The organism is Methanobacterium sp. (assembly GCA_039666455.1).
GTDB lineage: Archaea > Methanobacteriota > Methanobacteria > Methanobacteriales > Methanobacteriaceae > Methanobacterium_D.
The window spans coordinates 20,280-32,188 of record JAVSLW010000014.1 but is presented as its reverse complement, the minus strand read 5'-3'; the positions used below and the strand labels follow the sequence as shown (position 1 = coordinate 32,188).

Sequence of the window (11,909 nt, the reverse complement as noted above, 5' to 3'; positions counted from 1 at the left end):
AAAAATGGCACAGGAAATGATTGAAGGAATAAATCCAACAAGGATGGAACTTCTAAAACTTAAAGACCGTGAAAAACTGGCAGTTAAAGGACACGGACTCCTTAAAGAGAAAAGAAATGCTCTTATAATGGAATTTTTTAATATTCTGGACCGTGTGAAGGGCTCCAGAGAAAATGTTGAAAATAAATTAGCTGAAGCATTTGAAGATTTAACTGCGGCCCAGATCACTATGGGTGACATGGCAGTTAAAAAAGCAGCCATGTCTGTAAAAGAGTCTGTAAAGGTGGATGTTGATTCAAGAAGCATAATGGGCGTTTCAGTGCCTTTAATCGAATCTGAAACCTCAACCAAAACCCTTGTGGAGAGGGGTTATGGATTTGTGGACACTTCTGCCAAGCTTGATGAGGCAGCAAAGAATTTCGAAGAATCAATTAAACTGATCATTGAACTTGCAGAAATTGAAAAGACTATAATACTTCTTGCAGCAGAAATTGAATCAACAAAACGAAGGGTTAATGCCTTAGAACACATTATAATTCCAAGAATGGAAAACACAGTCAAGTACATCGATATGCGGCTTGAAGAGATGGAAAGAGAGAACTTCGTGAGATTGAAGATGATTAAAAAAGCTATGGAGACTTCACATGGTTAGAATAATTACAAGACTTGATGAAGTTAAAAAAGAGTATACAGAACTTGAAGAACTTGCATTAGGTGATTTTAAGGTAGGTACCATTATCGGCAAGCTCAGGGCCATAATTGCAGCTCGAGATATTGAAATTAAAGCTAATGAAGCCAGATCAATTAAAATCAAGCAGATTAAAATCCCAGCTAACCACATCACTTTTTTAGCTGCCTATGCATCAAACAGGTATGGACATACAGTTGCAGTGGGAGAAGAAATACCTCTCCCCATGGCCCTGGAAAAAACAGTTGACCGTGCTTTTTTCCTTGCAGGCTTTGATGGTAGCATAAAGAAAGATGATTTACTGGGAGTTTTGATTCTTCTTCCAGTAGAGGTAATGAGATAAACTTTTTTTCTATTTTTAAATAACTACTGTAATCGGAATCATATTTTAGCGAACTTCCCGTTACTCTAAACAAAGACAGATAATATAATTTGTGGTAACACTTGTGAAGAGTATATATTTTATGAAATTAATAAATTTATTAAATGAGCAGTATGGATCGTGGAGATAATTTAGTAAAAAAGCAGATTTTAAGTTTAAATCGACATCTTCCAAGAAGGCGAAAAAACCTTGCAGAACTCCTTGAAGAAGAAACCCCATATGTAATAGGCGTTGATGGCACAAGACACAGATTTAAAATCTCTGAAATTAAAAAATTAGCTGCTTTTATAGAAGAGAAAGATTACAGGAATTTAAAGCTTCCAATCTATATAGAAATTGATTCCACTTCAGGAGGAGGATCAAGAATCACAGGAAGATTAGAAACAGAGATTATATGCAGAATATTAGAAATAGAACCATGTAAAAGTGAACTTTTTATATACAGGCCAGATATAAAGGGACTCCGGAAGGAGTTTCCAACAGCTACTCAGTATATCTTTTTAGTAAGATAGGAAATAAAAATTTTACAAATAAATTAATCAGAAATTACAATGAGGCATCGTCTTGAGCATAGATCCCCTTGAAGAAATGTTTAAAGACCCTGATAGAAGGGCAAAGCTTTATCTATTATTTGTAGGAGTACAGATTCTATCAACAATTTTAATTGTTGTGGGAACTTTAATTTTCATTCTATGGGCACTTGGAATATTTAAGTACTGATATTTCTGGCAAGTATTTTTTGTGGATATGGATAAAGCAGGTCATAAACTTTATTTACAGTTTTTTGAGCCTTATTAATTGTATCTTCAAGTGTTGCACCACTTACCACAACAGTTGCAGCAGGTTCGTCCTTTTCAATTATCACATTTTTTTCAGGAATATCATATACTCCTTCAATATTTAAATCCCCTGCAATTGAGCACCATTTAGCAAACACGACCATTTTAGCAGCATATCTTTTTGGCTCAGGGATGTCAATTATTGTTCCAGTAGATGCTTTGAAATGTGCATCAAACATATTTATACCTAAAACTTCCTCAGCACATTCCAGTGTACCTTGAAATCTTGGATTGACCTCAATAATAAATAATTCATCTTCTCCTTGAATCATGTCCACACCATTTGATCCTACAAGAGATAATTCCTTTATAATCTCTTCTGCTGTCCTTTTTATCTGATGATCATCTGAATGGGGCACTACATTTCCACAGTAGGCAAATTCATCCCTCTGCCCCAGCAGACTATTTCCTATTATCTGTCTGCTTGTTAGAATTGTTTTAGCATCATTTTTTGTTGATAAAACTGATGCACTGATACTTTCTCCTTCTATAAATTCCTGCAGTATGAATTTGCTAAAATCAGAGTTTCCAGTGGTTTCTTCAAAGCGGCGGATGTCTTTACCTCCCGCACCTATTACTGGTTTAACAATGAATTTCTTATCTTCAAAGCTTTCTGCTATTTCAAATGCTTCCCTGTAAGACGATACTAAAAAGGTTTTTGGAACCTGGAATTTATTTTTAAGCAATTTATAGAGGTTATATTTATTTTCCACGTGCATTATTTTTTTATTTCCGATAATTTTAGATTCCGGGAAATTATCAGGGACTGCTCCAGCGCTGCATAAAATATAATCCACATCATCCACTACTTCATCTGCATATTTTTGAAGCATGTTTGGATCAAATGTATCTGCATAATTTCCGCAAGATTCGTATGGTAACTGGTTTAAAATACATCGAAGATAGTCAGAACATTTAACCAGGTCTTTTGTACAAAAATAATCTACAGAATAAACAGTATGTCCCATTTTCTTTGCAGAACAGGCCACAGGTCGTGTATTAATACCTGCAACAAGAATGTTTTTCATATATTAACCTCTTGCTTTTTAAACGCTTACAAACTGTAGTATAAAGTCTGGAATTTGACACCTTCAGTGCTTGAACCATGCACAAAGTCATTATACACATTATATGGCGTTTTAAAGGATAGTCCTGAGCGGAGTCGAACCGCCGTCGCCGGTTCCAAAGACCAGCAGGATTACCACTACCCCACAGGACTATTAACAAAAAGTAAGCAGATTTATCTGCAAGTGGCAAGTCAAATATTTACATGTATTCGTATTTAAATGTATCGGTCGCAAATTAGGGTGCATAATTTTAATTCAGGCCTGTATATTATAGTCTTTTGAAAAAATCTTAAATATGAACAATGTTTTCAAGACCCTTCCAACCCCATTCCATATCTCTATCCCACCCTGTAGCCACGTTAGGGATGTATCTGGTATCACTATTGAAATAATAACCATTTTTAACTGAATTAAGACCTACAAGAAGCAAAATATTTTCAGCTCTACTAAAGGCCACAAAATATTGTCTTATAAGGTCATCAAATGCCCTGTCCAGACCACGTCTACCTGGTTTTCCAATGGGTGAAAATTCCCTCATCTTATCCTCAATTGTGCATGATTTTCCAGGTGTGCCTGGAAATCTCCGAAATGAATGATACGCATAATTCATTTTAAAATCAGATCCAACATCAACAATAACAATAGGGAATTCAAGGCCTTTAGATTGGTGTATGGACATGATATTCACTCTGTTTTTGGGAATATCTTCCAGTATATCCAGATCAACAGTTACAGCTCCAAGTGCAATGGGAACAAATATATTCCAGATAGCTTCAATTACTGAATCTCTATTTATTTCATATCCATTTCCTAAAATAATATTTGCACTAAAGTCGCTGCATAAACCTGTTTGAACAATGGTTTTAGTTATGACTTCAACATAGACCAGTTCGTTATCATCCTGAATTTCAGGCATCAATTTTATGATTTTGGAGATAATATCTACTATTGAAATTTCTGTTTCTCCCTTATCCTGTTTCAATTCATATTTCCATGTATCTTTGAATATTAAAATGTTTCCGGTGTTTTCTGGATGATCCATATAATTTAATGCCTTTGCACGCCATGCTTTAATATTTAAAATTGCATTTCGAGGAATTTTCAGTGTTTTCTGTACCTCTGATTCTGGATCGATGCATTCTAAAATTAACCCACATATCAATTCAACGAGCGGTATACGACCTAAGTGCTGGCCCCGTGGATTAAAAACACTTATTTGAGGATTAAATTTACATAATTCATCTTTTAATAGATATGGAAGTCTGGAATTGCCTTTAAAATCCTGTTCCAGCGGTGAACTGCATAATAATGCTATATCTCGGGGAGAACCTTCTTTTTGAACAACTTTATGAATGAAATCTGCAAGATCTGTTGCAAGGGTTTTTATATCATCTCTAAACATTCCAAGCACTGGAAAATTCTCATAGGGTTTTTTACGTGCAGAAATAATGGATCCTTTCCCTTTAACCCGTGCTTTTTGAAATTTTTCATCCAGATGTATGTAACTGTTGCAGAAATCCACAATGTTTTCTGTAGACCTGTAATTCTGTGAAAGATTTATAAACTGTGGCTTCAAATCTAATTTAAAACCAATTCTATCCTTAAAATCTTTAAAAAGATCAACTGTGGCACCCCTAAATCTGTAAAGTGACTGATCATCATCACCCACAACGATCATGCTTCCACCATTTTTTACCGCAGATTCTGCAATTTCAAAGTAGATGGATTCTTGAAGAAGGTTTGTGTCCTGATATTCATCCACCATAACTATTTTTATGTGTTCAAGGAAATTATGCAGTTCATTGTTTTGAAGTTTTCTTAAAAATTCCTCTTCAAGCATTGAAAAATCAAGTAGAGACCTCTTTTTTAAATCATCCTCATAACAGGTGATGGCTTTAAATGCTTTTTGTGCACCTGGATGCTCATATTTTTCTATAAACTTTTTTAAATCTATTCTATCATGGTGAGCTCTGTCTTTTATTTCCAGTAATATCTGACTCATGGTTGAAAGATTTAATTGTGATTTTGTACCTCTTATATGGTTCAGGAAGCTTTTAAGCTGTCTGTCATTTTGCAGTTTCTGATCTACAAGTCCAGTTTTTATCATCAGCGAGTTAGCAATGAAATCTTCAATTATTGCATAACTGGAATTTTCTAAACGGTTATTTTTCCTTAAAACCTCTTCTGAAATGCTGTCAATTGTTCCTATGGTTACCTTTTTAAAATCAACTGAGTTTAGATAGTCCCTGAAATAAAAATATTTAGGATCGTTTCTAAACTCATTTTTAAGTTTATTTCCCCACTTTATAACTCTTGATTTAAGTTCTAAAGCTGCTTTTCTGGTGAATGTTGTAGCAAGGATGCTTGAAGGATGAATATTATCAATAAAAATAAATTTTAGAATTTTAAGAACCATGACTGTGGTTTTACCGCTTCCAGGACCGGCAGCAATCAATAATGAAATGTTTAATGGTGCTTTAATAGCTTTATGCTGCTCTTTATTAATGAAAGGTCTTATATCTCTTTCAAGCACATTAACAACGATATTTTCAAAATCAGGATATTCAATCATGTTAATAATTAAAATAATATTTATTCATCTTTTTTTGATGCCAGTTCCTTTTTACCAATACGATTTTTTATCATAGACCAGAAATCTTTATCATCATCTGATTTAAGTTCGTTTTCAAGGATTGTTGCCTTCTTAGATTCTCTTTCATAGGCATGTTTTATTTTTTTTAATTCCAATTCCTGAGATTGAAGTTTAACCTGTAATTCTTTATTTTTTGCTTCCAGTTCAGCCATCTTTTCATTTTCATTTCTGTATTTTTTTCTGTATTTGGTGTGCTTGCTTAAAAGTTCCTTGTAGGATTTTGAAAGTTCGTTGTGTTTCCACTCAAGGTCTTTAAATTCCTTTATGTATTCGCCTATGTTTCTTTCATATCCTTTGAGTTTACTTATGTATTCTTTAACAGACCACGTGTCTTCTACTCCAAATAATTCTTCAAAATATTGTTCTGGTATTATGAGTACTCCTTCCCCACAATTCAGGTTATCATCTCTTTTAAGAGGTATAAGATACTGATTATACTCATAAATCTTTTGTTTACCGCCAACAGTCTTTTTAGCCTTCTTTTTGTAACATTTAACAGAGGTTTTAATTATCTGTACCATTTATCCACTACTCCAGTGATTGAAGTTTTCCCAGATTTTTGGAGCATCTTTCACCTAAACATCTATTTTATTTAATATAAAACATTTTGCAGATATTCTCATTTTCTATATAACACATTAGTTCCAGCTAAAAAATCATGCACAATACATGCTGCAATAAATACACATATCACAATTTCCCCCACTGTTAGCTCTTTTTCAATGGTTTAAAAATATATCACCTGAATGCAGCAATAAAACCATTAAACACATTTCTTGCAGATTGTATAAGGGGATTTCTTACATTTACAGGCGTTTTCATCCTCTCAAGTTGATCTATTCTAAAATAAATAGGTGGATGAGGATCAAATGCCAGCCAGCCCGGAATTTTTGATCTGGAGATCCTCTCCAGTTGAAGTCTCCTAAAAGCTATTTTTCTAAGTGCTGCTGCAAGTATTTTTGGCTTTCCAATTTTAATTGCAGATAAAAGGTCTGCTCGTGTTTCAAAGAATTTAGCCACAAAGAAAATAGCTGCAAATGCAACGATTAAATACAGGAAGGGGTTAATAATGACTACTGGCCATAGGACTGTAAACCGCAGCAGGAATTCTCCAGTTATTAAACCAAAGAGTATTAAAGGGTCTCTCCCTTGAAGATGTCCCATTTCATGTCCAATAACAGTCAAAGCCTCTTCTTCGTTTAGATGAACAAGTAGTCCTGTTGTAATAAGTACCAGACCCCTCTTTGGTGTTGGTCCAGTGGCTGCTGCATTTGGTATCATGGTGTTGGATATTGTTATCTGAGGTACAGGTAAATTGAAGCTATCTGCTGCCTTTTTTACAATATCGTAGACATTTATTACTTTATAAACACTGTTTTTAGGATTGCAATGAAATCCATAGTTTTTTAAAACATCGTCTCCAACTTCACATGTAGGCTTTCTTTTTTGAGCCAGAGTTCTCTCATAAATTTCATTTTTCATCTTCAAAATACTTTCTTTACCAAACTTCTTTTGAAATTCCATATATTCTCCAACAGGCAGTTGATACTCCAGTATGTGAAGATAAGGATTTTCAGAAGTTATTTTCCAGTTACTGCTCATTAAAAGGATTTTATCTGCAAAAATTACAATTAAAAACTGTATTACCAGAATTGCAATTACAGCAAAGAGCAGTCCCAGTAAAATGAAAAGAAAAATGTTAACTGCAAAAAATAGCACATAGAGTAAAAGTAAGCTGCTTCCAAAAAGCACATTCCCTGACTTTTTTCTGGCTGTTGGAGGCTCTTCAGGGATGATATCATCTCCTTCAATCCATGAAAAGTATAATGTAGAGCTCAGTACATTTTCTTCAAATGAAGAAATCAAAAAATACAGGTCATCTTTAATTGATTCTAAAAAGCTTTCAGGTGCATTATTATCATCTAAAACCAGTTCAACAGGATCCCCTGCTTTAACTGTAACTTTTACACTAAAATCCTTTTTTGGATCCATGGAGATAAATGAAAGTTGATTAAGCCCATTAACACCTGATTTTTTAATTTCTTTAAAATATTCCGGACGCACTTTAAGATAATTCTTTTGTATGAATTTTAGAACTTCATTCTGGTATTGCGGAGATATTTCTGTATCAATAAAATAATTCCTGGATTTTAATTCTTCATTCATTAATTACTATTATTGTTTTCATCCAATTTAACTATTTGTAAGATCAGTATCAAATTAAATACTAAAAATCCAGGACCATGCTTTAGCAAATACTTAAAATACTTAAATAGATAAAACAATTAAAACTGAAAATGAAGATTATTTGCTGGTGACGCTTAATTTTTTATAATCCTGAAAGTATTAATTTCATAATACAGCAAATTCAACAGTTCCTGTAAGCATCGGGCAGGGCTTAATAAATTATTTTTTAATTTCATGTGGTAAAATGAAGCCTTATGTAATATTAAATGCTGCAATGACCCTTGACGGTAAAATAGCCACTAAAACAGGCAGTTCTGAAATTTCTGGCAAGAGAGATCTAATCAGGGTCCATAATCTTCGAAAGGAAATGGATGCCATAATGGTGGGCATAAATACGCTGCTTGCTGACGATCCAAGGCTCACCGTACATAAAATAGATGCAGAAGTAGAAGATAATCCTGTAAGGATAGTTGTTGATAGCTATGCAAGGACTCCACTGAATTCTCGTATTTTAAATAGGGAGGCACCTGCAATAATTGCTGCAGCAGAAAATGCTGACCCTGAAAAAGTTAAAGAACTGGAAAAAAAGGCAACTGTACTGAAGTGCGGTAAAGACAGAGTTGATCTTAAATTATTGATGAAAGAGCTTTCAAAAACTGGAATAAATGCATTGATGCTTGAAGGAGGGTCAACACTGAATTATTCAATGCTTGAAAATGGCCTTGTTGATGAAGTGAGAGTATGTATAGCTCCAATGATTGCAGGGGGAGTACAATCAAAAACTCTTGTTGATGGTGAAGGTATTGACCAGATGAAGAATGCGATTAAATTAAAATTAATAAAAAGTTATTCTCTGGGCCCTGATTTGATTCTGGAGTATAAGGTGATTAATCGAATATTTAAAATTTAAATCATGTCCACTAAACTAATAACCACTATTTTTTCAATATGAGAAGATAAATCCCAAAAATCAGTAAAATAATAGCTATTATCCATATTAAGTAGACAAAGAACCATGGAACTCCAATATATACTACCATTATCAAAAGTGCAACTATAATATATACTATTCCCATTAATTTATCGTTCATTGATATAAACCCCATAATTTATTATTATTTATCTTTAAAGTTATTATTATAGTTTTATATAGGGAAATTGAAAAAATTACTGGAAAGGGAATGGTAAATTTTCTGCTTTTATTTTAGATAGTAGTGGTTAATTTATAAAGTTAATAGGTTAATATTAAAGTTTTTTTGGTTAATCTGCAATTTTAATGGATTTAACAATAAAACCATTTGGGGTTTCAAAAAATATTTTTAATAGTTAAAACGTAAATTACAGTAAGTAGGGAAGATATCATGAAAATTATAGCTCATAGAGGTGCATCTTTTTTTGAGCCTGAAAATACATTTAGGGCTTATAGAAAAGCAATAGAGATGGGTGCAGATTTTATTGAGGTAGATGTGCGTTTAAGTAAAGATAAAGAACCTGTAATAATGCACGATGCTGATGTGGGCAGGACAACTAATGGAAAGGGACTGGTGAAGGATTTTAATCTGGAAGAACTTAAAAAACTTGATGCAGGCTATCACCACAAAAATGAAATTTCTGCAGGCCCTGGAGAACAGGTTCCAACCTTTGAAGAAGTTATAAAACTTGTAAAAAATAAAATCGGCCTTGTTGTGGAGATTAAAGAACCAGGTATAGAGGGTAGTATAATAAAAAAAATAGAGGATAGTGGTCTGGAAAATACTATTTTAACCTCATTTTTCCATAAATCAGTGAAAAATGTTAGAAAATCATCATTGAATATTGATGCTGGAATAATCTTTGTGGGAGAGCCGGTAAATGTTCATAAATTAGCTGCTGATGCTGGTGCCAACGTGATTTTTCCAAGTTACAGATATATGACTGAAGAACTTGTTAAAAACGCCAAAAATCATGGTCTAACTGTTTATCCCTGGACAATAGATGATCCTCAAACATTTAAGAGATTCGCTAATATGGGTGTTGACGGAATCGTGACCAACAAACTATTTTAATACGTTTACAGCTTACTCTTTAATAGGTAAACTTAAGTTGGAAACTGGTGCCATGGAAATATTTCTGTTAAAAGATATAGCCACTATTTTTGTATTATCAGTACTGGTACTGTATCTTTTTCAACGTATCAAAGTTTCAGCCATTGTAGGTTTCTTTATAACCGGTATACTGGCAGGCCCTGGTGGATTTGGTCTTGTAAAGGCTGTAAGCGAAGTCCAGCTTTTAGCAGAAATAGGTGTTATTTTTTTACTGTTTACAATTGGTATGGAATTTTCACTTGAAAAATTTTCACAGCTTAGAAGATCGGTTTTATTAGGTGGATCACTCCAGATTGCATTGACTTTTTTAGCAGTATTTCTCATAACTCATTTTTCAGGTTTAAGCACTAAAGAATCGATATTTATTGGATTTCTTATTTCTTTAAGTAGTACTGCTATCGTACTTAAACTTCTTCAAGATAAAGATGAAATGGACAGCCCTCAGGGGCATACATCTCTTGGAATCCTGATTTTTCAAGATATTGCTGTAGTACCTATGATTCTGTTTATACCGTTACTTGCAGGAGCTGCAGAAAATTTAAATGTTGATATATTTGTTTTCCTTCTGGAATTAGCAGTAATAATATTTTTTATTACAGCAGGTACAAAATGGATTATTCCATGGGTTCTATATCATATTGCCCGTTTACAAAGCCGTGAACTCTTTATACTCAGTGTTATTGCAATATGTTTATCCATTACATGGTTAACTACTGTAATAGGTATTTCTCCGGCTTTAGGAGCATTTTTAGCAGGCTTAATGATTTCCAATACTGAACACAGCCACCAGGCACTTGGTAGCATCCTTCCATTCAGAGATGTTTTCATAAGCTTCTTTTTTATATCTATCGGAATGCTATTTAACATTAATTTCTTCTTTCAGTATTTTTTTGTAATTTTTTTAATAGTTGCAGGTGTATTGATTCTTAAATCATTAATTGCAAGTATAGTAACAGCTATTTTAGGGTTTTCATTCCGTATTATTGTTTTAGTTGGGCTGATACTCAGTCAAATTGGTGAATTTTCATTTATTCTGGCTGCAACAGGTATTCAATACAATCTACTTTCTGAAAGCAGCTATCAAATATTTATAAGCCTTTCTGTTATAACAATGGCTGTAACTCCTTTTATTTTGAATTCATCTCCTTTTATTGTCAGGAATTTATTAAAATTACCAGTACCAGAAAAATTAAAAACAGGTTCTTATCCTATGCGTATATCAGAAAAATTAAAATTGGAAGATCATGTTGTTATAGTGGGATATGGAGTAAATGGTAGAAATGTGGCAAGAGCAACGAAAACTGCTGATATTCCCTACCTGGTTGTTGAAATGAATCCTGAAATAGTAAAAAAAGAAAAGGAAGAGGGTGAATCTATCTATTATGGTGATGCAACTCATGAAACAGTGCTTCGACATGCAAATATTGAAAATGCCCGAGTTCTTGTAGTGGCCATTTCTGATCCATTTGCAACTCAAAAAATAACAGGGTCAGCACGAAGATTAAATGAGGGAGTATATATCATTGTAAGAACTCGTTATATCCAGAATATGGATGAATTATATAATTTAGGTGCAGATGAAGTAATTCCTGAAGAATTTGAAACTTCTGTAGAAATATTCAGTAGAGTACTGACCAAATATCTTGTTCCATCAGAAGAGATCAATGAATTCACATCCAGAATCCGTCTTGATCATTATGAAATGTTCCGTGACCTTGCTATAAATGGCACATCCATTTGCAACTTAAAAAGATGCCCGTCCAACGTTGAAATAAGTTTATTTCAGGTTCAAAAAGATTCTGCAGTGGAGGGGAAATCAATTCTTGAAACAGGACTTGAAAGTGGATATGATGTTAACGTGCTTGCAATATTTAAAAACTCAAATAAAAATGAAATTTTACCAAATCCCGATAAAAATACCATATTTTATGTCGATGACACTGCAGTACTGCTTGGATCACCTGAAAACATTTCTAAAGCAGCAGTTTTATTCCATAAAAAATAAAATA

Annotated in this window: 12 protein-coding genes and 1 tRNA gene; 7 read left to right on the top strand and 6 right to left on the bottom strand. The window is 33.5% G+C overall.

Translation table 11 applies throughout. The features are described 5' to 3' along the window. Positions 1-4 precede the first annotated feature (4 nt). The 4 genes from PQ963_04630 (at position 5) to PQ963_04615 (ending at position 1,790) form a co-directional block, all read left to right on the top strand. Positions 5-652, top strand: coding sequence for a V-type ATP synthase subunit D (locus PQ963_04630; GenBank protein MEN4028950.1), 648 nt, complete (start codon positions 5-7; stop codon positions 650-652). After that, positions 645-1,031, top strand: coding sequence for a DUF22 domain-containing protein (locus PQ963_04625; GenBank protein ID MEN4028949.1), 387 nt, complete (start codon positions 645-647; stop codon positions 1,029-1,031). The genes PQ963_04630 and PQ963_04625 overlap by 8 nt, the downstream gene beginning before the upstream one ends. Positions 1,032-1,174: 143 nt before the next feature. Continuing rightward, positions 1,175-1,582 (top strand): DUF61 family protein, encoded by a 408-nt coding sequence (locus tag PQ963_04620; protein ID MEN4028948.1) that lies wholly within the window; start codon positions 1,175-1,177, stop codon positions 1,580-1,582. Between the two features lie 52 nt (positions 1,583-1,634). Further along, positions 1,635-1,790, top strand: a complete 156-nt coding sequence (locus PQ963_04615) for a hypothetical protein (protein MEN4028947.1) — start codon at positions 1,635-1,637, stop codon at positions 1,788-1,790. On the opposite strand, the gene PQ963_04610 is transcribed toward PQ963_04615, so the two are convergent. The 5 genes from PQ963_04610 to PQ963_04590 all read right to left on the bottom strand — a co-directional run bounded on the left by PQ963_04610 (position 1,780) and on the right by PQ963_04590 (position 7,795). Then, positions 1,780-2,937, bottom strand: coding sequence for an ATP-grasp domain-containing protein (locus PQ963_04610; protein ID MEN4028946.1), 1,158 nt, complete (start codon positions 2,935-2,937; stop codon positions 1,780-1,782). The two genes, PQ963_04615 and PQ963_04610, sit on opposite strands and share 11 nt — an antisense overlap. 119 nt (positions 2,938-3,056) lie before the next feature. Then, positions 3,057-3,128, bottom strand: a tRNA-Gln gene (locus PQ963_04605). A gap of 137 nt (positions 3,129-3,265) precedes the next feature. Beyond that, entirely contained in the window at positions 3,266-5,548 is a 2,283-nt protein-coding gene (locus PQ963_04600; protein MEN4028945.1) for a DEAD/DEAH box helicase, read from the bottom strand. A 20-nt stretch (positions 5,549-5,568) separates the two neighbouring features. Then, positions 5,569-6,150, bottom strand: a complete 582-nt coding sequence (locus PQ963_04595; protein MEN4028944.1) for a hypothetical protein — start codon at positions 6,148-6,150, stop codon at positions 5,569-5,571. A gap of 217 nt (positions 6,151-6,367) precedes the next feature. Further along, complete coding sequence (locus tag PQ963_04590; GenBank protein ID MEN4028943.1) at positions 6,368-7,795, bottom strand: M48 family metalloprotease; 1,428 nt, start codon at positions 7,793-7,795, stop codon at positions 6,368-6,370. Between the two features lie 265 nt (positions 7,796-8,060). On the opposite strand from PQ963_04590, the gene PQ963_04585 reads away from it, so the two are divergent. Next, positions 8,061-8,726, top strand: coding sequence for a 2,5-diamino-6-(ribosylamino)-4(3H)-pyrimidinone 5'-phosphate reductase (locus tag PQ963_04585; protein MEN4028942.1), 666 nt, complete (start codon positions 8,061-8,063; stop codon positions 8,724-8,726). A gap of 25 nt (positions 8,727-8,751) precedes the next feature. Here the strand turns inward: PQ963_04585 and PQ963_04580 are convergent, their stop codons facing one another. Further along, a complete protein-coding gene (locus PQ963_04580; protein ID MEN4028941.1) occupies positions 8,752-8,907 on the bottom strand; it encodes a hypothetical protein in 156 nt (51 codons plus the stop codon). 270 nt (positions 8,908-9,177) lie between these two features. Here PQ963_04580 and PQ963_04575 point away from each other — a divergent pair, with 270 nt between their 5' ends. Both PQ963_04575 and PQ963_04570 read left to right on the top strand, forming a co-directional pair. Then, positions 9,178-9,861, top strand: a complete 684-nt coding sequence (locus PQ963_04575; GenBank protein ID MEN4028940.1) for a glycerophosphodiester phosphodiesterase family protein — start codon at positions 9,178-9,180, stop codon at positions 9,859-9,861. Between the two features lie 52 nt (positions 9,862-9,913). After that, the gene (locus PQ963_04570; protein MEN4028939.1) at positions 9,914-11,905 is read left to right on the top strand and encodes a cation:proton antiporter; all 1,992 of its coding nucleotides are present in this window, start codon (positions 9,914-9,916) and stop codon (positions 11,903-11,905) included. Positions 11,906-11,909: the final 4 nt, after the last annotated feature.